This is a genomic window from Mesorhizobium sp. M0771, from assembly GCF_040320155.1.
In the GTDB taxonomy this organism is placed as follows: Bacteria; Pseudomonadota; Alphaproteobacteria; order Rhizobiales; family Rhizobiaceae; genus Mesorhizobium.
Genome location: NZ_JAMYPC010000001.1, coordinates 589,782 through 614,556, shown reverse-complemented (window position 1 = coordinate 614,556; position 24,775 = coordinate 589,782). Strand labels below are relative to the sequence as shown.

At 62.7% G+C, this 24,775-nt stretch carries 21 protein-coding genes, 1 tRNA gene and 1 pseudogene; 12 read left to right on the top strand and 11 right to left on the bottom strand.

The features are described from left to right. Positions 1 to 75 precede the first annotated feature (75 nt). The 4 genes from NKI05_RS02975 (at position 76) to NKI05_RS02960 (ending at position 2,041) form a co-directional block, all read left to right on the top strand. Complete coding sequence (locus NKI05_RS02975; RefSeq protein WP_023686425.1) at positions 76 to 282, top strand: hypothetical protein; 207 nt, start codon at positions 76 to 78, stop codon at positions 280 to 282. Between the two features lie 407 nt (positions 283 to 689). Then, positions 690 to 1,154: an Hsp20 family protein gene (locus tag NKI05_RS02970; protein ID WP_023671192.1), complete on the top strand. Its 465-nt coding sequence runs from the start codon at positions 690 to 692 to the stop codon at positions 1,152 to 1,154. Positions 1,155 to 1,218: 64 nt separating this feature from the next. Then, positions 1,219 to 1,641: a DUF982 domain-containing protein gene (locus NKI05_RS02965; RefSeq protein WP_306413578.1), complete on the top strand. Its 423-nt coding sequence runs from the start codon at positions 1,219 to 1,221 to the stop codon at positions 1,639 to 1,641. 112 nt (positions 1,642 to 1,753) lie between these two features. Next, on the top strand, positions 1,754 to 2,041 hold the full coding sequence (locus NKI05_RS02960; RefSeq protein WP_245260022.1) for a DUF982 domain-containing protein: 288 nt from the start codon (positions 1,754 to 1,756) through the stop codon (positions 2,039 to 2,041). A 207-nt stretch (positions 2,042 to 2,248) separates the two neighbouring features. Here NKI05_RS02960 and NKI05_RS02955 read toward each other — a convergent pair. Beyond that, positions 2,249 to 2,323, bottom strand: a tRNA-Val gene (locus NKI05_RS02955). 114 nt (positions 2,324 to 2,437) lie between these two features. Further along, a complete protein-coding gene (gene cpdR / locus NKI05_RS02950; RefSeq protein ID WP_023671195.1) occupies positions 2,438 to 2,800 on the bottom strand; it encodes a cell cycle two-component system response regulator CpdR in 363 nt (120 codons plus the stop codon). A 164-nt stretch (positions 2,801 to 2,964) separates the two neighbouring features. Between cpdR and NKI05_RS02945 the strand changes: the two genes are divergently transcribed. Both NKI05_RS02945 and hisN read left to right on the top strand, forming a co-directional pair. After that, the gene (locus NKI05_RS02945; RefSeq protein WP_023814620.1) at positions 2,965 to 3,906 is read left to right on the top strand and encodes an N-formylglutamate amidohydrolase; all 942 of its coding nucleotides are present in this window, start codon (positions 2,965 to 2,967) and stop codon (positions 3,904 to 3,906) included. A gap of 334 nt (positions 3,907 to 4,240) precedes the next feature. After that, entirely contained in the window at positions 4,241 to 5,014 is a 774-nt protein-coding gene (gene hisN / locus NKI05_RS02940; protein ID WP_023735045.1) for a histidinol-phosphatase, read from the top strand. Positions 5,015 to 5,026: 12 nt separating this feature from the next. Here the strand turns inward: hisN and NKI05_RS02935 are convergent. The 4 genes and pseudogenes from NKI05_RS02935 to NKI05_RS02920 all read right to left on the bottom strand — a co-directional run bounded on the left by NKI05_RS02935 (position 5,027) and on the right by NKI05_RS02920 (position 7,510). Then, positions 5,027 to 5,858: pseudogene (locus NKI05_RS02935) on the bottom strand (helix-turn-helix domain-containing protein). A 126-nt stretch (positions 5,859 to 5,984) separates the two neighbouring features. Further along, positions 5,985 to 6,218, bottom strand: a complete 234-nt coding sequence (locus tag NKI05_RS02930; RefSeq protein ID WP_023751336.1) for a DUF1127 domain-containing protein — start codon at positions 6,216 to 6,218, stop codon at positions 5,985 to 5,987. A gap of 3 nt (positions 6,219 to 6,221) precedes the next feature. Beyond that, on the bottom strand, positions 6,222 to 6,383 hold the full coding sequence (locus NKI05_RS02925; RefSeq protein ID WP_023695699.1) for a hypothetical protein: 162 nt from the start codon (positions 6,381 to 6,383) through the stop codon (positions 6,222 to 6,224). Positions 6,384 to 6,550: 167 nt separating this feature from the next. Beyond that, complete coding sequence (locus NKI05_RS02920; RefSeq protein ID WP_023814618.1) at positions 6,551 to 7,510, bottom strand: alpha/beta fold hydrolase; 960 nt, start codon at positions 7,508 to 7,510, stop codon at positions 6,551 to 6,553. 457 nt (positions 7,511 to 7,967) lie between these two features. Between NKI05_RS02920 and NKI05_RS02915 the strand changes: the two genes are divergently transcribed. Together NKI05_RS02915 and NKI05_RS02910 are read left to right on the top strand one after the other, a co-directional pair. Continuing rightward, the gene (locus tag NKI05_RS02915) at positions 7,968 to 8,435 is read left to right on the top strand and encodes an Hsp20 family protein (protein ID WP_023671202.1); all 468 of its coding nucleotides are present in this window, start codon (positions 7,968 to 7,970) and stop codon (positions 8,433 to 8,435) included. A gap of 158 nt (positions 8,436 to 8,593) precedes the next feature. Next, entirely contained in the window at positions 8,594 to 9,358 is a 765-nt protein-coding gene (locus NKI05_RS02910; protein ID WP_023814617.1) for a sulfite exporter TauE/SafE family protein, read from the top strand. Here NKI05_RS02910 and NKI05_RS02905 read toward each other — a convergent pair. Then, on the bottom strand, positions 9,355 to 10,242 hold the full coding sequence (locus tag NKI05_RS02905) for an MBL fold metallo-hydrolase (protein ID WP_352792170.1): 888 nt from the start codon (positions 10,240 to 10,242) through the stop codon (positions 9,355 to 9,357). The two genes, NKI05_RS02910 and NKI05_RS02905, sit on opposite strands and share 4 nt — an antisense overlap. Positions 10,243 to 10,260: 18 nt before the next feature. Further along, complete coding sequence (locus NKI05_RS02900) at positions 10,261 to 11,310, bottom strand: threonine aldolase family protein (protein ID WP_352792169.1); 1,050 nt, start codon at positions 11,308 to 11,310, stop codon at positions 10,261 to 10,263. Positions 11,311 to 11,818: 508 nt separating this feature from the next. On the opposite strand from NKI05_RS02900, the gene gltB reads away from it, so the two are divergent. Both gltB and NKI05_RS02890 read left to right on the top strand, forming a co-directional pair. Then, positions 11,819 to 16,570 (top strand): glutamate synthase large subunit, encoded by a 4,752-nt coding sequence (gene gltB, locus NKI05_RS02895; RefSeq protein WP_023814614.1) that lies wholly within the window; start codon positions 11,819 to 11,821, stop codon positions 16,568 to 16,570. A gap of 140 nt (positions 16,571 to 16,710) precedes the next feature. Next, the gene (locus tag NKI05_RS02890; protein ID WP_023671207.1) at positions 16,711 to 18,165 is read left to right on the top strand and encodes a glutamate synthase subunit beta; all 1,455 of its coding nucleotides are present in this window, start codon (positions 16,711 to 16,713) and stop codon (positions 18,163 to 18,165) included. Here NKI05_RS02890 and NKI05_RS02885 read toward each other — a convergent pair. Further along, on the bottom strand, positions 18,162 to 19,367 hold the full coding sequence (locus NKI05_RS02885) for an SGNH/GDSL hydrolase family protein (RefSeq protein ID WP_023691764.1): 1,206 nt from the start codon (positions 19,365 to 19,367) through the stop codon (positions 18,162 to 18,164). The two genes, NKI05_RS02890 and NKI05_RS02885, sit on opposite strands and share 4 nt — an antisense overlap. A gap of 104 nt (positions 19,368 to 19,471) precedes the next feature. After that, positions 19,472 to 20,695, bottom strand: a complete 1,224-nt coding sequence (locus tag NKI05_RS02880) for a lytic murein transglycosylase (RefSeq protein ID WP_023691763.1) — start codon at positions 20,693 to 20,695, stop codon at positions 19,472 to 19,474. Positions 20,696 to 20,894: 199 nt separating this feature from the next. Between NKI05_RS02880 and galU the strand changes: the two genes are divergently transcribed. Next, complete coding sequence (gene galU, locus NKI05_RS02875) at positions 20,895 to 21,800, top strand: UTP--glucose-1-phosphate uridylyltransferase GalU (protein ID WP_023671956.1); 906 nt, start codon at positions 20,895 to 20,897, stop codon at positions 21,798 to 21,800. Here galU and NKI05_RS02870 read toward each other — a convergent pair whose 3' ends face one another. Next, positions 21,801 to 23,585 carry an outer membrane beta-barrel protein gene (locus NKI05_RS02870; protein ID WP_031205110.1) on the bottom strand — a complete coding sequence of 595 codons (1,785 nt, stop codon included), beginning with the start codon at positions 23,583 to 23,585 and terminating at the stop codon, positions 21,801 to 21,803. A 150-nt stretch (positions 23,586 to 23,735) separates the two neighbouring features. On the opposite strand from NKI05_RS02870, the gene NKI05_RS02865 reads away from it, so the two are divergent. Continuing rightward, the gene (locus NKI05_RS02865) at positions 23,736 to 24,731 is read left to right on the top strand and encodes a KpsF/GutQ family sugar-phosphate isomerase (protein ID WP_023686410.1); all 996 of its coding nucleotides are present in this window, start codon (positions 23,736 to 23,738) and stop codon (positions 24,729 to 24,731) included. Positions 24,732 to 24,775 lie beyond the last annotated feature (44 nt).

Below are 24,775 nucleotides of genomic sequence, written 5' to 3'. Positions count from 1 at the left end.
TTTTCCTTGAACCATTTCGCTGCCGCTGGCGACCAAGCGGTGTGTAGCAAACACGGTCCATCAAGGAGAACGTCAATGTTTATCACTTCAAGAAACGTCTTTCTCGCCGCCATCGCGGTTTCGGTGCTGGCAGGGTGTCAGACGGCACCGCCGAGGGAATGCGAGAAGACCAAGCCCGGTGTCACCTACAACGGCAAATGCTGCGGCATCGGCACACCGTGCCGTGAAGGCAACAACACCCCTCATGACAAGCCCGACAGGCCCGATCCGCGGCCACAGTGATCCGCGAGCCAGAAACGTCCCGGCACGTGCCGGGACGTTTCGTCCCCCGACAGGGTGGATTTACGGATCGGAAGGCCGCTACCCGGTTCCTTGCTGGCCGGCATTTTAATACGAAACGGGACGGCGGGGCAGTAGACGATGCGGTCGCGCAGATCGCGCGAAAACTTCCCGCCGGATCTGTACTTCAAGGGGCTGTTCGACTGTTCGAAGGGAAGGTCCCGGAGAAACTCAGATTTCGCTTTCCGTCGATGCGAAGGATGCTACTAAAAAAAATTCGAGATGCTCTTGAACTCATTTGGGGCGCCTCCTAATTCGATTTCCGCCAAGGCCATAAGGCTCGGCAAAAAATGGCGGCGCCGCACGGGGCGGCGTCCTTGTACCCATGTTGCTTCAAGGAGGATGTGGCTATGAGAACCTTTGATACCCTCTATCGGACCACCGTCGGTTTCGACCGGCTTTTCGACATGCTCGACAGCGGCACGCGTCCGGACTGGCCGCCCTATAACATCGAGAAGGTCGACGAGAACGATTACCGTATCTCGATGGCCATCGCAGGCTTCAGCCAAGATGAGGTTGAGCTGACCCAGCATGGACCCGAACTGGTCGTGGTAGGCCAGAAAGCTGATGATCAGAGCGGACGCCAGCTGCTGCACCAGGGCATTGCCTACCGCAGTTTCAGGCAGACGTTCAAGCTTGCCGACCACATGAAGATCAAGGCAGCCAAACTGGAGAATGGCCTCCTCTCGATCGACATTGTCCGCGAGATTCCCGAAGAGCTGAAGCCGCGCCGCATCAGCATCGGCGTGGGCGACACGCCAACGGCCGCCACTCAGATCACGCAAGACACGGACCGCGCGCGTAAAGCCGCGTAATCCTGTCGATCTGTCACACTTTGAACTGCGGGTCCGCCTCCCGGTTCCGGCCGGGAGGCTGTGATTGCGGAGAAACGAAGATGATCACTGCAGGACCTACTGGCGCGCCTCTGTCGCGCGCCTGCAGTTGGCCTGGACCGCGCAAACCATGAAACTCAATGGTTCGTTCAATTTGGAGGATCATATGAACGATCGGATGTTTGACAGCGCCGTTTTCGTGAAAAGCGGCGACAACCTTGTTCAGGAAATCACGTGTCTCGAGGACGCTCTGGAGTTCCTCTATGAATGGCCGAAGGACAGGCGCGGCCCCATTCACCAAACCGCATTGCGGGCCTGCCAGCGAGCTTTCGATAGCGATTATCCGCTTTCCGCAGCCAGAGACGCGTTCAGCGGTTTTGCGAAAGCAGCCAGAATCCTTGAGGAAGTATCCACGACAATGCCGTGGATGATGGGCAGAGGTGGCGAAGGCGGAGGAGTGACTGCCTAAAGCGCGTCGCGAAACGGATTCATGCGACACGCTTTAAGTCTTTGTTTTGATGCATGTCGTTGTCCCAGAACGGCGGCATACTTCTGGGTGACATGCATTAGGAAAGGAGGTCATGATGCTATCGAAACCTTTTGAAAAGCCAGTCCGGGTGTGGGTGGGATTGGGCTTTCCCCGCCAACTCAACACGGTCGCAGATGCCTATCAATTCGCAGCCGAATGGTGTGGCAACAGCCCGGAGCAGAGAGCTGCTATTCGCGCTTGCAAAGCCGCTCTGATTGGTGATGTGGAACCCGAGACAGCACGAGGCGTCTTCGTCGCGTTCGCTCGCAAGAAGGATATTCTTATGGAGGACGGCATCGAGCCTGCGCCTTCAAGGACGCTAAGCCCGCACCACGTCTAAAGCGCGTCGCGTTTGAACGGACTCAGACGACGCGCTTTAGGTCTTTGTTTTTATGCATGTCGTCGTCTCAAAACCGGGGCCACTTTTGAGCGCCATGCATTAGAATGTCCACAAACACGAGGCGGCTGCCACAAGCGGTGGCCGCCTTACCGGCTAAGTCGTCGAAGGGGTGCGCCAAAAACGGGCTTGGCTAAGTTATTGAAAGGATGGTGGGCGTGACAGGGATTGAACCTGTGACCCCTGCAATGTCAATGCAGTGCTCTCCCGCTGAGCTACACGCCCATCCGAAGCCGCGCATACACCATTTTTGGTCCAGCGCGTCAATAGCCGGAAAGGGAAAGAAAGGCTCGTTTTGTCGCGCCGCCGACGAAGCGGCGAGATCACACTGTGCGTGCTTCAGGCGGCCTGCAGCATTTTTTCGACCTCGTTGACGAGATCGCGCAGGTGGAAGGGCTTGGACAGCACCTTGGCGTCTTTCGGCGCCTTGGAATCGGGGTTGAGCGCGACGGCCGCGAAACCGGTGATGAACATCACCTTCAGGTCGGGATCGATCTCGGTGGCGCGGCGGGCGAGTTCGATGCCGTCCATCTCCGGCATGACGATATCGGTCAGCAGCAGGGAGAAAGGTTCTTCGCGCAGCCGCTCGTAGGCGCTGGCGCCATTGTCAAAATCGCTGACGTGGTAGCCGGCCCGCTCCAGTGCCTTGACCAGGAACCGGCGCATGTCGTCGTCGTCTTCCGCCAGCAGAATGCGTGCCATCTTGTCCCGTCCGAATCACCCCAGCCAAGCCTGCCGTCCGGCAAGCCCGTTAACCATCCTGTATATGAGGAGCTGACGGTAAACATCAAGTGAACGTTGGCGGCATTAATCCTGATTTGACGGGGTTCCTGACATGCCGAAATGCTGGACATGCGGCCGATGAGGTGGCAGTTTCCCATCATGATGCATTGCTGTTTCCGGGTTCGTTCAAATTGACGACGGCAGCCGAAGATTTTTCGGTCGTTCCACCCTTCGAAATCCGATCGGGCGCCGAGCAGCGCGTTCCCTTCGTCTTCAACTCACCGCATAGCGGCCGCTATTATCCAGACCGCTTCCTGGCCATGGCGCGGCTCGACCGGAACGCCATCCGCCGCTCCGAGGATTGCTATGTCGACGAGCTGTTCGGCAGCGCGGTGGCGCTGGGCGCGCCGATGCTGGCGGCGAATTTTCCGCGCGCCTATCTCGACGTCAACCGCGAACCCTGGGAACTCGACCCGCGCATGTTCGCCGAGCCGGTGCCGTCCTTCTGCAACATCCGCTCGGCGCGCGTCGCCGGCGGGCTCGGCACCGTGCCCAAGCTGGTGGGCGAGGGGCTCGACATCTATTCCGGCCGTCTGCCGCTGGCGGAGGCCGTCCAGCGCATAGAGGTGGTCTACAAACCCTATCACGAGACGCTGAAGCGGCTTTTGACCAGAACCCATGCCAGGTTCGGCTATGCCGTGCTGATCGACTGCCATTCGATGCCGGCGAGCATCAGGGTGGGCGACAGCGGCCTGCGGCCGGATTTCATCGTCGGCGACCGTTTCGGCATCTCGGCCACGGCGGCCCTGACCGAGACGGCGATCGGCCTGCTCATCGGCATGGGCTACACCGTCGCGCACAACAAACCCTATGCAGGCGGCTTCATCACCGAGCATTACGGCCGGCCGGCGCGCCATCTGCATGCGCTGCAGATCGAGGTCAATCGCGGCCTCTACATGAATGAGCGGACGTTCCAGAAATCGGCCGGCTTCGATGCGCTGGCCGACGATATGGCGCGCTTTTCGGCCGACCTGATGGCGATGCCCGACCACCACTTCATAGACCTGCCGCTGGCCGCCGAATGACACGGAGCGGCGGCTGTTCATGAGATCCCGCGCTGGCCATCCCGCAGCGTAAAAAAAGACCGCATCGTTTGCACGACACGGTCGAAGTCTAGGGAGGAAACGCCCAAGGAGGGCATGGACAGGAAAACCTGTCCGAGAACAAATTTATTGTGCGATGCACAAATGTCAATCGATCCCACGCTTTTTTGATTCACTCTGATGTGAAAATGCGTTTCGATGGCGCCGATGTGTGACATTTCGGCAACGCTGATGTCTCTAAAATCGATAAACCGGCTTGTTTTGGCGGGAAAGTGCCTGCAGACCGGGTTGGCACTCTGCAATGCGGGAGAATCACGTGGACATCAGCATCGATTTCATGCGCCGGATCGCGCAAGCGGCGGCGGCTGAAACCTTGCCGCGTTTTCGCGCACAGGGCGCGGTGGCCAACAAGGAAAAAGGCAGTTTCGACCCGGTCACCGAGGCCGACCGCGAGGCCGAGCGCGCCATCCGGGCGCTGATCTCGGCTGAGTATCCCGATCACGGTATCCTTGGCGAAGAACATGGCAGCGAAAACATCTCCTCAAGGCATGTCTGGGTGATCGATCCGATCGATGGTACCCGCGCCTTCATCTCAGGCCTGCCGGTGTGGGGAACGCTGGTCGGATTGACGGTCGACGGTGACGCCGTCGCCGGTATGATGGCGCAGCCGTTCACCGGCGAGCTGTTCTACGCCAACGCTTCCGGCTCCCACTACGAAGGCCCCGGTGGGCCGCGGAAGCTGTCGACCCGCAAGAGGACGAAGCTTGACGAGGCGACCTTGTTCACCACCACGCCGGCGCTTTTCAAGGGCGAGGCGCGCATCCGCTACGACGCGTTCGAGAAACAGATCCAGCTCGCCCGCTACGGAGCCGATTGCTACGCCTTTGCCATGATTGCCTCGGGCAGCGTCGACATCGTCGCCGATCCCGGATTGAAACCCTACGACATCGTGGCGCTGATCCCGATCATCGAAAAGGCCGGCGGCGTCGTCACCACATTCGTGGGCGGTCCGGCGGAAAAGGGCGGCGACATCCTGGCCGCCGCAACGCCGGAGCTTCACGCGGCTGCAATGGCAGCCCTGCGGGGCTGATAGTCGACCCGATCAGCGCGGCTTGATCGAGCGCTGGAATTCCGCCGGCGTTCGCCCGTAGACCTGCCTGAACGCTGAGCTGAAATGGCTGTGGCTGGAGAAGCCGAGGTCCAGGCCGAGCGTGGTCAGATTGTCGTAGCGGCCAAGCAGGTCGAGCGCGCGCGCCAGCCGCAGGCGCAGATGGTAGCGATAGAGCGGCATCGCCTCGACCTGCTGGAAAACCTGCGTGAGATAAACCGGTGATACCCCGACTTCAGCGGCGATCTCGGCCAGCGTCCAGCGCCGCGAAAGATCCGAGGACAGGACGAGCTTGGCGCGATCGACCAGCTTCTGCCGGCCAGCGCTTGCGCCGGCCGGCATGCGAGGTGCGCTCGCCGAGGGAGCGCCGCACCAGCGTCAGCGCCAGGGTTTCGGCCTCCAGCGTTTCGGCAATGTTGCGGCTCAGGCTGTGGCGCAGCACCGCCACCAGCGCCTGAGCCCGCGGGTCGATGCGGCGGCGCTGACGACGAAACGCCACGGCGCTGCCCGAGCGCAACTGCTCCTTCGGCGTCAGCTCCTGCAGTTGCGCCTCCTCGACAACGAGATCGAGGCAGGAATCGCCACCCTCGACGGGATGGCTGATCCGGTAGCCTTCGGCGTTGTTGAAGAACAACAACTGGTTGGCTTCGGCGACCGCATCGTTGCGGCCGACATGGCGCACGAAGACGCCGCGATAGGGAAACACAAGATGCGTGGCAGCGGTGCACTCTTCTTCGCTCTTGTGCCGGCATTCGCCGCTGCAGAGGACATCCCTCACCATGACGGTGCCGGTGTCCAGAAGTGTCTGTACCGTGAACTGCGACATGGTGAGCTGAGACATGGCCGTGGCATTCTACCCTTGCACCGAAAGCTGCTCCGGCACATTAGGCGATTGACCTGTCCAAACCTGTCAGGAGACTTCACCTGTCGGGCCCTTTGTAACGGCCATGGCTCAGTCCCACAAACGGCGCATGTATTCGCAGTGAGCTTGGCTGCGCGACAGGCCGATGTCCTTGAGCTGTTCGTCGGTCATTTCGAGCAAGGCAAGGCGGCTTCGGCGCCTTTCCAATTGACGGCCGATCCAGTTGGCCGCCGCGATGCCTTGTGTCCGCAAGGACCGCCGGAACGTCGCGGTTTGAGTTGTCGGCTGATGTGCGAGGCATTGCGCCGCATGATCGGGGCGCATCGCTCAGGCTTCCCCGTTGCCGGCGCCGGCCACTGAGGCGCCGGCTTCGTTCAGCGCAATCGCGCATTCCTCGCAGCAGACCTCGACGGTCTTGCCGCCGACCTTGACGCGGATCGGGTTGGCGTCCAGCTGGCAATCGCAGGCAGCGCAGGTTTTCTCGGTCATGACGTCATCTCCTTGGCGTTCGGTTCGACCCGGAGAGATGAGCATTCCGGGGCGGCACCGGCTGTCAGAATCTTTAGCTCTTTGGATGCTGCCGGCGCTGCTCCTGACAGTAGGCTGTCAGCAGGCGACGCAAGCTCAAGGCGCCGCAACATGCAGCGCCGGCGGCATCAGGCTGTCGGGTCGCCGTTGCCGGGTATGAAGGCGTCGAAGGCGGCGAGCAACTGCTCGCGATAGACATCGGCCTCCTGCAGGATCTCGTGTTTCGAGCCATCGATCATCAGCAGCGAGCCCAGACGCAGACGCCTGGCATAGGCTTCCACGGCCTTGGTCGAGACGACCTGATCGGCGCCGGCGGCGATCATCAGCAGCGGCACCTGGATCCTGGCCATGAAGTCGGGCTCGCTGATGGCTTCGCCTGCCTTGATTGCCGCCTGCAGCCAGCGGATCGTCGGCCCGCCGAGCGCCAGTTGCGGATAGTGCTCGTAGATTTTCGTGTTGCGCTGATAGCGCCCGGGGTCCGATGTCACCTTGTTGAGGGCGAAGGGCAGGGTTTCCCTGGGACGCGGACCCCAGGCGGCGTAGAGCCGGCCGAGGCCGAGAAAGCACAATACCGAGCAGACGCGGCGCGCCGTTTTTGCCGACACGGGCGAGTCGGGCACCGTCAGGAAAGGCGCAATCAGCACCATGCGACGCACCCGGTTGACCATCGACGGCGCCGCGAGCAGCGCGATCACGGCGCCCATGGAATGGGCGAGGATGTAATACGGGCCGCGGCAGTCGGGCAGCACGATATCCTCGAAGAACTGTTCGAGGTCGCCGGTGTAATCGTAGAAGGAGCGGACATAGCCGCGTTGCGGGTCGGCGATCAGCCGGTCGGAATCGCCCTGGCCGCGCCAGTCGAGGGTGGCGACGCCGAGGCCGCGGTCGGTCAGGTTGCGGATGGTTTCGAAATATTTCTCGATGCACTCGTTGCGGCCGGGCAGCAGCACGACGGTGCCTTTCAGCGGCCGGGTGACCGCGGCAAACAGGCCGTAGCGGATCTTCTTGCCGTCGCGCGTGGTGAAAAAGCCGCCGCCGACATTTTGCGGCGGCGGATTGCCTGGCGTGGGATGGAAGAGATCCGTCATTAGGCGCTTGCGTCTTCGTGGTGTCTCACCCGGCAGGGCGTCGGCATGGTGATAGACGCCAATGGATGAAAAGCAAAGGGACGACGCCAAGGGGGCGGACGAACGACAAGCAAGGCCGGAAGCAGCCTGCGGCGGCGTGCTTCCGGCCTCTGTCGATCCGGGAGGAAGGGACGTTACACCCGGTCGGCCTCGTCGCGGCGCTTTCATCCGGCGCCGCCTGGTTCTTTATCGTGGGGCACTCTAGCGCCGGCCGGCTGAACGGGCGCCGAAGCGGCGGTTCATCTGCCGTTCATCGACGCCTCGATTGGCGCTCTTCAAAAATCCTTGAAATGCGCTTTTGCGCTCCCCAAATGTCGGATGCAGCCGCCGATGTCGGGGCTGCTGGTCCACCCGAAACGCCTTTCCAGGGTTTCGCACCGGCCACACGCAAACATGTTGCTCAACAGGAGAACACCTCATGCGTCACGTTGATTTTTCCCCGCTCTATCGCTCGACCGTCGGCTTCGACCGCCTGTTCACCATGCTCGACTCGCTGGCCCAGCCCGATGGCGCGCAGACCTATCCGCCCTACAACATCGAGCGCACCGGCGAGGACGCCTATCGCATCTCGATGGCGGTTGCCGGCTTCTCGGACGAAGAGATTTCGATCGAAGCCCACCGCAACGTGCTGACCGTCAAGGGTGAGCGCAAGGAAGAGGGCAATGGCGAAGGCTCCGAGCTGCTCTACCGCGGCATTGCCTCGCGTTCGTTCGAGCGCCGCTTCCAGCTTGCCGACCATGTCGAGGTCGTCGGCGCCACGCTGAAGAACGGCCTGCTTTTCGTCGACCTTAAGCGCAACATCCCCGAGGAGCTGAAGCCGCGCAAGATCGCGATTACCGCCTCTTCGGCCAACGCCAAGCAGATCGAGGCCAAGAACGCCGCGTGATCAAGACGGCGGCGTCACAACGCCCAAGGTTAAAAGCGTTTCCTCCCGAGACGAAAGCGGCGCCGCGAGGCGCCGCTTTTTTTTCGCCGCAGCCTCTGTCACCCCAACCGAAGAGTTCTGGCTCTTTTGCGGCGGGCGCCGTCTTCCCATGAAGGGCGATGTCTGATCTCTCGGCTGATTTTTCCCTGGCCCTAACGGCAACCATTGCGGTGACCTTCCTGCTGGCCGGCATCGTCAAGGGCGTTACCGGTATGGGACTGCCGACGTTGGCGATGGGGCTGCTGGGCACAATCATGCCGCCGGTCGCCGCGGCTTCGCTGCTGATCGTGCCGTCCTTCGTCACCAATATCTGGCAGCTGTTTGCCGGCCCGAGCTTCGGATGGATCCTCAGTCGGCTGTGGCTGATGATGGTCGGCATCGTCGCCGGCACGCTGGCCGGCTCATGGCTGCTGGCCAGCGACAATGTCAAATGGACGACGGCCGGCCTCGGGGCGGCGCTGATCGTCTATGCCGTCTATACGCTGCTGGCGCGGCAGTTGACGGTTCCCGCGTCAGCCGAGCGCTGGTCGTCGCCCATCGTCGGTTTCCTTACCGGCATCGTCACCGGCGGCACCGGCGTGTTTGTCGTGCCCGCTGTACCTTACATTCAGGCGCTGGGCTTGAGCCGTGACGATCTGATCCAGGCGCTCGGCCTGTCCTTCACCGTGTCGACGATCGCGCTCGCTGCCGGCCTTGCCTCGCACGGCGCGTTCCAGGTCGGGCATGTCGCCATGTCGTCGCTGGCGGTTGCGCCGGCCTTGCTCGGCATGTGGCTCGGACAGTTGCTCCGGCAGCGGATCAGCCCGGCGACCTTCCGGCGCTGGTTTCTTGTTTTCCTGATCTTGCTTGGCCTCGAGCTTTTGGCGCGGCCTTTCCTTGCTTAGCGACCGGTGCCGGTTGCGAGAACGGCCTCGACGTTTTGCCGGTGGACGGGCTCGTACAGCGCGAAGTACTCGACAGCGCCCGTGGCGAACATGTCGGCGCCGAAGGTTTTCAGATCCTGCTTCGCAAGATCAGGCTCATGCCGGCAGCGAAGCAGTTTTTGAACGTAGGCTTGCGTGGCGGCGATGAGGCCTTTGTCGTAGCCGCCTCGCTCAATCGCTTCGAGCGAGCCGTGATTGGGCAAGATGCGGTCTATCGGCCACCCGCTCATGCGTTCGAGATCGACCAGATGTTGCGCCAGCCGATCCGCCTCGCTGACATACGTGATCGGATCCTCGAGCGTGTCGCCCGCCAGGAGCAGGCCGGTTTCGGGCATGAACAGCACCGTGCCGTCATGGCTGTGGATTTCGACCTGACGCAGTTCGACGGCGATCGATCCAACGGCGAGGTCAAGACTGCCTGCGAAGGTCCTGTTCGGCAGCACGAGAGGCTTGATAGGTGGAACACCGCTTTCGATCTCAGCCCGGTTGTTCGCAAGCGCCGAGGCGGTGAGCGTGTTGGCGATAATCTCGCAATCCTGAAACACCTCATTGCCGGCAATATGATCGTCATGCCAGTGGCTGAGCACGACCCGGATCGATGTTGCGCCCATGTCTTCGAGCGTCTGCCTGATGAAGCGCGCGTGAGGCAGCGAAATATGCGTGTCGTAGACAAGCGCCTGCGAGCCATCGACGATAGCATAGGTGCAGATGCCGAGGGCATAGGCGCCGTCGTCCAGCCAGTTCGGCTCGTCCGACCAGGCGCGAACGCCGTCAACGCGGCCATCGTAGAAGCCGAGCACGTTTGGCGCCGGGCGAACCAGCCGCATGGTTGAGCCGAGAGGCATTGGCGCGGTCTCGCGGGTTCAGGCGATCATCTGGCCGAAGCGATCGACCTCATCTGAAGTCGTGGCAAAGCTGGTGACGAAGCGATAGAGCAACTCGTCCTCGCCGACATGGCCGTCGAAGCCGTGCGGCCGGTGCCAGTCGTAAAAGGCGGCGCCGACGGATTGCAGCCTTTCGGCTTCCGCCTTTTTCATCACCGCGAACACCTCGTTGGCCTGCGGCAACCAGGCGAGCTTAGCCGTTGCCGAATCCTCGATCGCAGCCGCCAGGCGCGCGGCCATGGCATTGGCACGACGGGCCATGTCCAGCCACAGGCCGTCCGTGAAGTAGGCGTCGAACTGCGCTGCGATGAAGCGCGACTTGGAGAACAGCTGTGCGGCGCGCTTGCGCAGGAAGGACAGCTCCTTGGCGCGGTTTAGATCGAACAGCACCACCGCTTCGGCGCACCAGCAGCCGTTCTTGGTGCCGCCGAACGAGACGATATCGACGCCGCGCTTCCAGGTCATTTCGGCCGGCGTCGTCTCAAGCGCGACCAATGCGTTGGCAAAACGGGCGCCGTCCATATGCAGCGGCAGGGAAAAGCGTTTGGCGATCTCCGAAATGGTGGAAATGTCGTCGAGCCCGTACACTGTGCCGACTTCGGTCGATTGGGTGATCGAGACGGCCGTCGGGCGTCCCCAATGGACGATTTCGGGTGCGAAACGGGCGACGGCGCGTTCAAGATTGTGCGGATCGATCTTGCCCAGGGCGCCGTCGACAGCATGGAGACGCGAGCCGCCGCTGAAATATTCCGGCGCGCCGCATTCGTCCTCGATGATGTGCGATTCGCGGTGCGCAAAGGAAATGCCGCCGGGCTTGTTGCAAGCGGCCAGGGACAGCGAGTTGGCCGCCGTGCCGGTAGCGACGAAGAACACCACGACCTCGCGTTCGAAGATCTCGCTGAAACGCTGGTAGACGGCGCGGTCGAGATCGCCATCGCCATAGGCGGTCGAAAAGCCGCCGGCATTGGCTGACAGCCCGGCGGCAATGTTGGAATGGACGCCCGCCCAGTTGTCGGATGCAAAGAACATCAGGAAAGTCCCTGTCTGGTTGAGAAAGTCTGGTTGCGACAAGAGCGCGACCATGGCCGTTTCGGGGTTTGACGCGCAAGGGCCAAGGGCTGAAAAAGCGGTAAAGCCAAAGGCGATCACGAAGGAGCGCCGGGACCGAAATTTCGTTTCAACAGCGCCTGACGTAATTTTCTGTCGCCAAACGTCCGAGATTTGGTGAATCGGTCTTGTGTGCGCCCAGGATTTCTGCCATAAAAATTTAGGACAGTAGTGCTGTCTTATTTTGTCGCACAAGTCAGGCTGGATTGGCGTATCATTTGGGCCACTCCGGCCGTTGCCGCGAGCGACGGGTAGACGGCTCGGCTGTGGCCTGTACGATACCGGATACGAACCGGCGGTGCACCGCACGCTCCGCCAAGGATTTCGAAAAGACGTGCCGCAAGAATGAGAGCGGAAGCCAGTCGCTTCCCAAGGTAGACCAGCGACCCAAATGCTAGACGTGCAAGGGGCCGGAACGGAGGACAGGACGATGACGGAACTGACGCCATCTGCGATTATCGGCCAGGCCGCGCAGACGAAAGCGGCAGCCGTTAAAAATACCGTTCTGACCAAAGAAGGCCGAACCACCAACGGCCTGACCGGCAACGGTATGGCCGCGCAGGGTCTCTACGATCCGCGCAACGAGCATGACGCGTGCGGCGTCGGCTTCATCGTCAACATGAAGAACGTGAAGTCGCACCAGATCGTCAAGGACGGGCTCTTCGTGCTCGAAAACCTGACGCATCGCGGCGCTGTCGGCGCCGATCCGCTGATGGGCGACGGCGCCGGCGTGCTGGTGCAGATTCCCGATCATTTCTTCCGCGAAGAGATGGCGGCCCAGGGCGTCGAACTGCCGGCGGCAGGCCAATACGGCGTCGGCCACTGGTTCATGCCGCAGGATGCGGCACTGCGCGCCCATATCGAAGAGATCATCGCCGAATCGGCGCTGTCAGAAGGGCTGCCGCTTTTAGGCTTTCGCGACGTGCCAGTCGACAATTCATCGCTGTCGAAGGCGCCCGATATTGCGGCCTCCGAACCGTTCCATCGCCAGGTCTTCATCGGCCGCACATCGGACATTCCAGATGACGAGGAATACGAGGCCAGGCTGTACCTGCTGCGCAAGGTGATTTCCGGCCGTATCTACGCCGAGAACAACAACAAGGATATCGGCGCCTACTGTGTGTCGCTATCGGCGCGTACCATTGTCTACAAGGGCATGTTCCTGGCCTACCAGGTCGGCGCCTATTACAAGGATTTGTCGGATCCGCGTTTCGAGACCGCGCTGATCCTCGTCCACCAGCGCTTCTCGACCAACACCTTCCCGTCCTGGAAGCTGGCGCACCCCTACCGCATGGTCGCGCATAATGGCGAGATCAACACGGTGCGCGGCAACAACAACTGGATGGCGGCGCGCCAGGCCTCGGTCGATTCCGAACTGTTCGGCAACAACATCTCGAAGCTGTGGCCGATCTCCTATGACGGCCAGTCCGACACGGCGTGCTTCGACAATGCGCTCGAGTTCCTGTTCCAGGGCGGCTACAGCCTCAGCCATGCCATGATGATGCTGATCCCCGAAGCGTGGGCCGGCAACAAGCTGATGGATGCCGACCGCAAGGCTTTCTACGAATACCATGCAGCCCTGATGGAGCCGTGGGACGGGCCGGCCGCGGTCGCCTTCACCGACGGCCGCCAGATCGGCGCCACGCTCGACCGCAACGGGCTGCGGCCGGCGCGCTACATCGTCACCGACGACGACCGCGTCATCATGGCGTCAGAGGCCGGCGTGCTGCCGGTGCCGGAGGAGAGGATCGTCAAGAAGTGGCGGCTGCAGCCCGGCCGCATGCTTCTGATCGACCTCGCCAAGGGCCGCATCATTTCCGACGAGGAGATCAAGTCGGAGATCGCCACCAGGCATCCCTACAAGACCTGGCTCAACAACACGCAGCTGATCCTCGAGGATCTGAAGCCGGTGGAGCCGCGCGCGCTGCGCAAGGATGTCAGCCTGCTCGATCGCCAGCAGGCTTTCGGCTACACGCAGGAAGACACCAAGCTGTTGATGTCGCCGATGGCGACCACCGGCCAGGAAGCCGTGGGTTCGATGGGCACCGACACGCCGATCTCGGCGATGTCGGACAAGTCGAAGCTGCTCTACACCTATTTCAAACAGAATTTCGCCCAGGTCACCAACCCGCCGATCGACCCGATCCGCGAGGAGCTGGTGATGAGCCTGGTGTCGTTCATCGGGCCGCGGCCGAACATCTTCGACCTGGTCGGCAATTCGCGCCGCAAGCGGCTCGAAGTGCGCCAGCCGATCCTGACCAATGGCGATCTGGAAAAGATCCGCTCGATCGGCCACACCGAGGACCGTTTCGACACCAAGACCATCGACATCACCTACGGGTCGAGCGAGGGCGCGGCCGGCATGCAGGGCGCCGTCGAGCGTCTGTGCGAGCGGGCGGAAGCCGCTGTCGCCGGCGGCTACAACATCATCATCCTGTCCGACCGCCAGGTCGGTCCCGACCGTATCGCCATTCCGGCACTGCTGGCGACGGCTGCCGTGCACCACCATCTGATCCGCAAGGGTCTGCGCACCGCGGTCGGCCTGGTCGTGGAATCCGGCGAGCCGCGCGAAGTGCATCATTTCTGCTGTCTCGCCGGCTACGGCGCCGAGGCGATCAACCCCTACCTTGCCTTCGATACGCTGCTCGACATGCACAAGCGTGGCGAACTGCCGGCTGAGGTCGACGCCTACGAGGTGGTCTCGCGCTACATCAAGTCGATCGGCAAGGGCATCCTCAAGGTGATGTCGAAGATGGGCATCTCCACCTACCAGTCCTATTGCGGCGCGCAGATATTCGACGCCATCGGGCTGAAGTCGGATTTCGTCGAGAAGTACTTCACCGGCACAGCGACGCTGATCGAAGGTGTCGGTCTGGACGAGGTCGCGGCCGAGACGCTCAGCCGCCACACCGACGGTTTCGGCAACGATCCGGTGCTGCGCAACAGCCTCGAGGTCGGCGGCGAGTACATGTACCGCATGCGCGGCGAAGCCCATATGTGGTCGCCCGACGCCGTCGCCACCTTGCAGCACGCCGTGCGTCAGGGCTCGTGGGAGACGTTCAAGGAGTATTCCGCGCAGATCAACAGCGAGACGGCCCGTGCCCAGACCATACGCGGCCTGTTCAGGATCAAGCTTGCGGAAGAGACCGGCCGCAAGAAGGTGGCGATAGAGGACGTGATGTCGGCGGCCGATATCGTCAAGCGCTTCTCGACCGGGGCGATGTCGTTCGGCTCGATCTCGCGCGAGGCACACACGACGCTGGCGCGCGCCATGAACCAGATCGGCGGCAAGTCGAACACCGGCGAGGGCGGCGAAGAGGCCGACCGCTATCTGCCGCTGCCCGGCGGCAGCAAGAACCCCGAACGTTCGGCGATCAAGCAGGTCGCCTCGGGGCGCTTTGGCGTCACCGCCGAGTATCTCGTCAATTCCGATGTCATGCAGATCAAGGTCGCGCAGGGCGCCAAGCCCGGTGAGGGCGGCCAGCTGCCCGGCCACAAGGTCGACGCCACCATCGCCAAGGTCCGGCACTCGACGCCCGGCGTCGGCCTGATCTCGCCGCCGCCGCATCACGACATCTATTCGATCGAGGATCTGGCGCAGCTGATCTACGATCTGAAGAACGTCAACCCGGCGGCCGACGTCTCGGTAAAGCTGGTGTCGGAAGTCGGTGTCGGTACGGTTGCGGCGGGCGTCGCCAAGGCGCGCGCCGACCACATCACCATCTCCGGCTATGATGGCGGCACCGGCGCGTCGCCGCTGACCTCGCTCAAGCATGCCGGCAGTCCATGGGAAATGGGCCTTGCCGAGACGCACCAGACGCTGGTACTGAACGGGCTGCGCTCGCGCGTTGCGCTGCAGGTCGATGGTGGCTTGCGCACGGGGCGCGACGTCATCATCGGTGCGCTGCTCGGTGCCGACGAGTTCGGCTTCTCGACCGCGCCGCTGATCGCGGCCGGCTGCATCATGATGCGCAAGTGCCACTTGAACACCTGCCCGGTCGGCGTCGCGACGCAGGACCCGGTTCTGCGCAAGCGTTTCAAGGGCACGCCCGAGCATGTCATCAACTTCTTCTTCTATGTTGCGGAAGAGGTGAGGGGGCTGCTGGCCGAGATGGGCTACACCCATATCGACCAGATCATCGGCGACAGCGACCTGCTGGAAAAGCGCGAGATGATCCAGCATTGGAAGGCGCGCGGGCTCGATTTCGGCAAGATGTTCTTCAAGCCGGACGCGCCGCATGAGGCGGTGCACTGGACCGAACGGCAGAAACACCCGATCGACGATGTACTCGATCGCAAGCTAATCGAACTGGCGAAGCCCGCGCTCGAAAGCAAGCAGCCGGTCAAGATCGAGGTCGACATCCGCAATGTCGATCGCTCCACGGGCGCCATGCTGTCGGGCGAAGTCGCCAAGCGCTTCAGGCACAAGGGCCTGCGCGAGGACACGATCCAGGTGAAGCTGACCGGCACCGCCGGCCAGTCGTTCGGCGCCTTCCTGGCGCGCGGCATCTCGTTCGATCTCGTCGGTGCGGCCAACGACTATGTCGGCAAAGGCCTGTCGGGCGGACGCATCGTCATCCGGCCGCCGGAGGAGTCCAGGATCGTCGCGGCGGAATCGATCATCGTCGGCAACACCGTCCTCTATGGCGCGACCGAGGGCGAGGCCTATTTCGCAGGTGTCGCCGGCGAGCGCTTCGCGGTGCGCAATTCGGGCGTCGCCGCCGTCGTTGAAGGCGTCGGCGATCATGGCTGCGAATACATGACCGGCGGCATCGTCGTCGTCATCGGCCAGACCGGTCGCAACTTCGCTGCCGGCATGTCGGGCGGCGTGGCCTATGTTCTGGATGAGGCCGGCGATTTCGCCGCGCGCTGCAACATGGCGATGGTCGAGCTGGAGCCGGTTCCGGAAGAAGACGATCTGATGGAAAGGCTGCTGCATCATGGCGGTGACCTCGACCACAAGGGTCGCGTCGACGTCTCGGGCGACATGACCACCCATGACGAGGAACGGCTTTACCAGCTTATCTCGAACCACGTCCATTTCACCGGTTCGGTACGCGGCCGCGAGATACTCGACGACTGGACGACCTTCCGGCCGAAATTCCGCAAGATCATGCCGGTCGAATACCGCCGCGCGCTGATCGAGATGGAACGCATGCGCATGGGCGTGGCGGCGGAATAGGTTTTTCGACTTGCCGGGAGGCGCAGGCTTCCCGGCGGAACTTTCAGCGACAGTTTGACCTCGGATGCAAGGTTGCCACGGCTGCCTCAAGGGGTTAACGGGTGCGAAAACCGCACCATCTGGACAGCAGGAACTGGACTATGGGCAAGGTAACAGGCTTTCTCGAAATCGACCGGCAGGTGCACAAGTACCAGCCGGCCTCCGACCGCATCCGGCATTTTCGTGAATTCACGCTGCCGATGTCGGACAAGGAGGTCGAGAAACAGGCGGCGCGCTGCATGGATTGCGGCATCCCGTTCTGCCACGGGCCGACCGGTTGCCCGATCCACAACCAGATCCCGGACTGGAACGACCTCGTCTACAATGGCGACTGGGACAATGCGATCCGCAACCTGCATTCGACCAACAATTTCCCCGAGTTCACCGGCCGCATCTGCCCCGCGCCCTGCGAGGAAGCCTGCACGCTGAACCTCGAGGACATTCCGGTTGCCATCAAGACTGTCGAACAGGCAATCGCCGACAAGGCTTATGAAACCGGCCATATCCGGCCTTATCCGCCAGAGAAGAAGACGGGCAAGCGGGTCGCTGTCATCGGCTCCGGCCCGGCAGGGATGGCGGCGGCGCAGCAGCTTGGCCGCGCCGGCCACGAGGTCAGCGTTTATGAGCGTGAGAGCCGTCCCGGCGGGCTGATGCGCTACGGCATTCCCGACTTCAAGATCGAGAAGCACTATATCGACCGCCGCATCGAGCAGATGCAGGGCGAGGGCGTGACCTTCCATTGCGGCGTCAATGTCGGCGTCGACAAGCCGGTGGCAGAGTTGCTCGCCGGATACGATGCGGTGCTCTATTGCGGCGGTTCGGAATCGCCGCGTCCGGCCAACATTCCGGGCGACGATCTCGGCGGCGTCTATGACGCCATGCCCTATCTGGTGCAGCAGAACCGTCGCGTCGGCGGCGAGCCGATCCAGTCGGTGGCCTGGCCGTCGCATCCGATCATCGCCGGCGGCCAGCATGTCGTCGTCGTCGGCGGCGGCGATACCGCGTCCGACTGCGTCGGCACCGCCTTCCGCCAGGGCGCGGTGCGCGTCACCCAGCTCGACATCCGCCCGCAGCCGCCGGAGAAGGAAGACAAGCTTTCGGTCTGGCCTTACTGGGCGACCAAGATGCGCACCTCGTCCTCACAGGCCGAAGGTGCGGAGCGCGAATTCCAGGTGGCGACGCTCGAATTCATCGGCGAGGACGGCCAACTGACCGGCGTCAAATGCTGCGAAGTCGACGAGAAGCGCAAGCCGATCGCCGGCACCGAATTCGTCATCCGTGCAGACCTCGCCTTCATCGCCATCGGCTTTGCCGGACCGGCTGCCGCCGGCGTCGCGAAAGAGCTGGACGGTGAGATGAAAATCACCACCGACAGCCGCCGTTCCCGCAATGTCGAAGCCAACGATCGCGACTACAAGACCAGCGTCGACAAGCTCTACGCCGCAGGTGATGTGCGCCGCGGCCAGTCGCTGGTTGTGTGGGCGATCCGCGAAGGCCGCCAGGCCGCGCGCTCGATCGATGAAGCGCTGATGGGGTCGACGGTACTCCCCCGTTAACGGTTGATCGCCGTCGTCGTATCCGTCGCGGCAGCGGCCTTGGGCGGCCAGGAGAAGTCGTCGGCGCGGCCGGGCGAGGCCTCGGGCGCCTTGCCTTCGAGGATTAGTTTTTCGCCGGGCAGATCCGGATTGGCTTTCGGCGCCGCCGCCGCACCGAGAAGCTCGGTCCCGCCGTCGAGCGCCGGATCGTTGAGCAGCATTGGAACGGTGCGGTCGACCACGATCGGGGCGGCGGGCAGCGACGGCGCCTCGACCGGGGCGCCGGCCGGCGCGGCAGCCGTCACCACGCTTCCCGGCGCTGCCAGGCCGAGGATCTTGGCCAGCGGCTTTTCGGTGTAGAAGGCGAGCTTTCGCTTGCCGGCTTTCGAGACGTTGATGCCGTCGTCGGAGCGCAGCCGCACGGCCTGGCCGTTAATGTCGGGGCCGGTCGAGACAAAGGCGCCGTTCTCGTCGACGAACCCATCCCAGACATCGACGAATTCGCCGCCGTTCTTCTCGGCTGCCGAGTGGTAGATGTCGTTGAATGCCAGCATGTCGGAGGTCATCTTCGGCGTCTTGAAGGCTGGCATGCCGACCCACAGATAAGGCACCTTGGTCGCCGCCAGTGCCTTTCCCAAGGCTTCGGTCCGGCGTTCGTATTCCTTGGTCCAGTTCTCGGAGCGCGGCTGCTCGCGCACATCGTTGACGCGCATCTGCTGGCGGTCGTTGGAGCCGAGCATGACGACGACCACGGAGGGTTTTTCGGTCTCGACCAGCGATTTGACCTGTTCGGGCCAATTGTAGACATCATCGCGCACGAAACCCGAAGAACCGTTGGCGCGCTCGACGATCCTGACGTTGGCATTGTCGGCAAAGGCTGTTTCGAGGCCCTCGGCCAGGCCGTTGGCCATGAAATCGCCGATCACCAGAACGACGCGGGCATCCGGTGTCTTCTCGACAATCGGAGCGGAAGGTTCAATGGGTGCACGGGGCTTCTTCTTGACCTTCGGCTTTGCCTTGCGGACGTCGAGCGGCGGCTCGATGCGTTCGCTGCGGCGCGGGAACAGAAGGTCGCGCAGCGACCAGCCGCGGTTCTGCGGTTGTTCCTGCGCCAAAGCCGGTGTGTGGAAACTGCCGGCGAGTCCCGTCGCCAGGACGACGATGGCCAGAACGAGGATCGGCAAGCGGAAAACGATCACACGGATACGCGTTGCCGAAACCAAGCACCCTCTCCATCCCTTGGTGCATGGCCCTCGCAGGGGATCATGCACAGACCGATGCTACGGCATCCCTTGCGCGTCGCAGATGCGCGCTGCCGTCGCCGGCTCTATTTCTTTCTGAGCCATTTGAGCACTTCCATGCTCGGATACCCGTCCTGGGTCAAGCCGACCGTTGCCTGATAGGTCATGATCGCGGTTTTTGTGCCGTCACCGATCTTGCCGTCGAACTTGCCGTCGTAAAGTCCGTGCTGCGAAAGCCGCTTCTGCAACTCCTGCCTTTCCTCGAAGGACAGTTTGGTGAAAGGCCGCTTCCAGTCCTGCACCAGACCATTAGAGCCGGCGATTTCGTCGGCAAGAAGGCCGACGGCCAGGGCATATTTGTCGGCGTTGTTGTAGGCCTTGATGACGGAGAAGTTCTTGATCATCAGGAAGGCCGGTCCGCCGCGGCCGTCCGGCACTTTCAGCGTCGCCTTGTCGGTTGCGTTCTTGAACGGCTTGCCATTGGCCCTGGCGACGCCGAGCGCCTGCCACTGCGCCAATGTCTTCGAGCCGGCCGGCAGTTTGCCCGCCGGAATGGTGACCTCGTAGCCCCAGGTCTTGCCGCCCTGCCAGCCATTCTTCTTCAGCAGATTGGCTGATGTCGCCAACGCATCGGGGATCGAATTCCAGATGTCGCGCTTGCCGTTGCCGTCCATGTCGACGGCATAATGCTGGTAGCTGGTCGGGATGAACTGGGTCTGGCCCATGGCGCCGGCCCAGGAGCCCATCAGGTGGCTTTCGTCGATGTCGCCGGTCTGCAGGATTTTCAGCGCGGCGACCAATTGGGTGCGGGCGAATTTCGAACGCTTCGGGTCGCCATAGGCGAGGGTTGCCAGCGAGCGGATGACATTGCGCATGATGTCGTCGCGCTTGAGGATCTCGCCATAATTCGATTCCATCGACCAGATGGCGAGCAGGATGTAGCGGTCGACGCCGAACCTCGCCTCGATCCGTTCCAGCCACGGCTTCCATTTTTTGGCCATCTGCTGGCCGACGGCAACGGACTGGTCGTGGACGCGGTTGTCGAAATAGTCCCAGGCAGGTGCGGTGAATTCGGGCTGGGTGCGTGCCTTTTCCAGCACCACCGGGTCGGGCTCATTGATGCCCCGGAACGCTCGGTCGTAGACCCCGCCGGAAACGCCGCCCGCCACGGCCGTGGCGCGGAAGCCGGCGACCCATTGCCGAAAACCGGCATCGGCGAAGGCCGGTCCGGCCGGCATCAGCAAGGCGAGCGAGAGGCTGGCCGCCGTCAGCACGCTGGTAAAGAGTTTTGCGGCACTGCGAACGGACATATTTTCCCCTTTCTCTATCTCAGGAAAGACCATTCATCGCCGAACCGGGTTAGCAATTGGTTTACCATAGGCGGCGCCTGGAACGAAAAGACACCTGGATGCTTTACCGGTTGATGTTTCCCTCAATGGCCCGATAATCCACAATTCCGGCGCGAAAATGTCGCGAGGCCGGGCACGCCCTCAAACGGATAATTGACGCATGAAGCGAGTTCGCAAGGCAGTTTTCCCGGTCGCCGGTCTCGGCACACGGTTTCTCCCGGCCACCAAGGCCATTCCCAAGGAGATGCTGACCGTCGTCGACCGGCCGGTCATCCAGTATGTCGTCGATGAGGCGCGCGAGGCCGGCATCGAACATTTCATCTTCGTCACCGGCCGCAACAAGGCGGTCATAGAAGACCATTTCGATATCCAGTTCGAGCTCTATGATACGCTGGCACAGCGCGGCAAGGACGATCAGCTGGCCCGCTTGCAGCGGCTGCAGCCGGCGCCGGGGCAGACCTCGTTCACCCGCCAGCAGGTGCCGATGGGGCTCGGCCACGCCGTCTGGTGCGCCCGCGAACTGGTCGGCGATGAACCCTTCGCGCTGTTGCTGCCCGACATGATCATGCAGTCGGAGAAGAGCTGCACGAAGGCCATGGTCGAGCTCTACGAGGAGACGGGCAACAACATCATCGCCGTACAGGAATGCGATCCGGCCGAGACCCACAAATATGGCATTGTCGGCCGCGGCGAGGACACGCATCACGGCTTCCGCATCACCGAGATGGTCGAAAAGCCGAAGACCGGCACCGCGCCGTCCAATCTCTACATCAACGGCCGCTACATCCTGCAGCCCGAGATTTTCAAGATCCTCGAAAGCCAGGAAAAGGGCGCCGGCAACGAGATCCAGCTCACCGACGCGATGCTGAAGCTGGAAAAGCAGCAGCCCTTCTTTGGCTACCACTTTCAGGGCCGCACCTTCGATTGCGGCTCGCCGGAAGGCTTCGTCGAGGCCAATGTCGCCTTCGCGCTGTGGCGCAGCGACATGAACGAGAACATGGCCGGCGTCATCCGCACGCTGCTCGATGAGATGAAGCCGTCCGAGCGTCGCGGCGCTGCTTTTTAGCTACCGCTGCAGCTTCAGCCCCAAATAGATGCTGTTGGCGGTGTAGTTGCGCCCGGGCAGATTGCTGGTCAGCTTTTCGGTGCGGGCGCGGCTGGTGAGGCCGACATAGCGGTTCAGCCACCAGGTCAGCCCGGCCTCTGCACTCAGCGTCATGTCATGGCCGTCGGAGCCGGTGTAATTGCGCCAGTCGAGCCCAAGGGCTGCGTTGCCGGTCAGGTCGGCGCGGATCTGCCGCTCGCCGGTGAGGCGGCCGGAATAGAGGATGTCGCCGCTCTCACCGGCATTCGTTGTGCCTTCGACCGTGGTTCGCCCGGTGAGGCCGATGATGGTACCGCGCTCGGGCGACCATTTGAGGTCGGCATTGATGGTGGCTCCCGAAATCGCCTCCAGGTTCTTGTCGTCGATCGCCTCCCTCAGCCAGCCGGCCGAGAACTCACCCTTGAGCTTCTCGCCCATGTCGACTTCGATACCGGCGCGTGCGCCAAGCCGGGTCGAAGAGCGCTCGAAGCCCTTGTTGTCGATCCGTTGGTCATATACCCGGCGGCCGAGCTCAATCTCGGCAAAGGGCGTCAGAGCCGGGGAAATTTCATAGCCGGTCCGCAACGTTGCGGTGTAGAGCGTGTTGTCCTGGTCCTTCTGCGACAGCGAGGTGCCATCGGTAAGTTCGGCATCGCCATAGATGTCGTGGGAGACGGCGCCGGTCAGCGCAAAGCGCATCTTGCCGACGTCCTTCTCGACGCCGAGGCTGCCGTCGACCGTCTGGCGGATCGGCTGCGATTTGACGCCGGCAATGGCGTCGGGCGCGGAGGCCGATTCCGGCGCAATCTCGTAGCCGAGCTTGGCGATGGCACGCAGTTCATTATCGAGGTCGACATTGTACGTGCCTTGGATACGGCCGCGTGCCTCATTGATCTTCTGGCCCGAAATGGTGTTGCGGAAATTGCCGTAGCCGTCGATGACCGCCGAATTCTCGCGCCAATCGGAGGCGGCGGAAAAACGCAGCGCCGTTTCGGACAGCACCGCCGACTTGCCGCCAGCGCTGGAATCGGCGTTCGACGTGACGGCAACGCCCTGCTCGAGCGTCGGCCGCAGCAGGAACGAGCCGACCTTGATGCCGGTTGCCGCGTACGGGTCGTCCTCGAGCTTCTTCTTCTGGCCCTCGATGGCGTCGGTGCGCTCGGCGCCAGGGTCGAGCTTCTGCCGGTCGACGCTGTCGACGGTGAGGACACGGCGGTTGGCTGTGTCCTGATCGGCGTCGTCTGCCGCAGTGCCGTCCGGAGTCGTTCCGGTGGTGGTCTGGTCCGTGGCTTTGCCAGGCTTCTTCTTGTCGGCAGCCTTGGTTTTGTCCTTGGCCTTGTCTGCATCCGCGGAGGCGCCTTGTTTTGCCGTCGATGGCCGGCGTGGCTGGACGGTTGGCGGCTTGTCGGCGCCCGAATCGTCGATGGTCGCCGGCGGGTCGAAAATGCTGTTTGCGCCGGCCTGGGGCGGGTCGGTGTCGTCAGGCAAGGCGCCATCGCTGGCCGGCACATAAGCGGTTGGCGTGTTTCCCGTGGGGGCGGTGTCGGCAGGGGCGGGCTTGACCTGCGTGTTGGCCTTGGTCAATTGCCTGGCCCGGCGCTGCTGGTCGGACAGGATCGCCGATTCCGAAACCTCGCCGCGCAGCTCGGTCTCCTGGGCATGAAGCGCAGTTGGCCGCAGCAAAGCGAGCACGCTCGTCGCCAGAAGCAGAGCGCAAAAGGCTCTGCCCGTTCGACCTTTTTTCTCTTGAGGCTGGGCCCGCGACATCGTCACCACTGCTTGCGCGGCGCAAGCGCGCCATACTTACCGAACCGTAAACGGGGATGGTTAACGGAGGGTTGAAGGTGTGCCTGTACGACATGGCTGGACGGCAATTCTGTTGGACAGGCGAACGGCAAAGCGCTAATCGCATCAGCCATGCATGCGGGATCCCCAGAAAAGAAGCCTTTGGAGGCTTCGGTCGCCTCGGCGCTGAGAACGGTAGCCACGGAACAGGCCGGCGTGGCGGCATTGGCCGCCGCGCTGGAGAACGAACTGGCCGAACCTTTCGCCCGCGCCGTCGACATGGTGTCGCGCATCAATGGCCGCGTCATAGTCACCGGCGTCGGCAAAAGCGGCCATATCGGCACTAAGATCGCGGCTAGTCTGGCTTCGACCGGCACGCCTGCCTTCTTCGTCCATCCGGCGGAGGCCAATCATGGCGACCTTGGCATGATCGCCAGAGACGATGCCATCATTGCCATGTCATGGTCCGGCGAGAGCAAAGAGTTGATGGGCATCGTCGCCTATTCCAGGCGCTTCTCGATCCCGCTGATTGCGATTACCGCGGGCGCGGCCTCGGCGCTGGCGCGCGCGGCCGACGTGGTGGTGCTCCTGCCGTCCGCGCCGGAAGCCTGCCCGCACGGTCTGGCGCCGACGACATCGACCCTGCTGCAACTGGTGGTCGGCGATGCGCTGGCCATAGCGCTGCTCGAAGCGCGCGGCTTCACGCCCGACCATTTCCGCACGTTCCACCCCGGCGGCCAGCTCGGCGCCAACCTCACGCAGATCCACGAGATCATGCATGTCGGCGACAGGCTGCCGCTGGTGTCTTCCGGCACGGGCATGCGCGAGGCGATCCTCGAATTGTCGAACAAGGGCTTCGGCTGCGTGGCGATCGCGACGGCGGATGGCGCGTTGGTGGGCATCATCACCGATGGCGACATCAGGCGTCACATCGGCAGCAATCTCATGGAAATGAGCGTCGATCAGGTGATGACGAAAAAGCCGAAGACGGCCACACCGGACACGCTGGTGGCGACGGCGCTGCAGATTATCAACAATTCGGCCATTACGAGCCTGATGGTGGTCGAAGGCAGGCGGCTCGTGGGACTGGTTCATCTGCACGACCTGCTGCGCATCGGCGCCGCCTGAAAAAATCAAAGGACGCGTCGCGTTCGGGAAGCCCTAGGCGACGC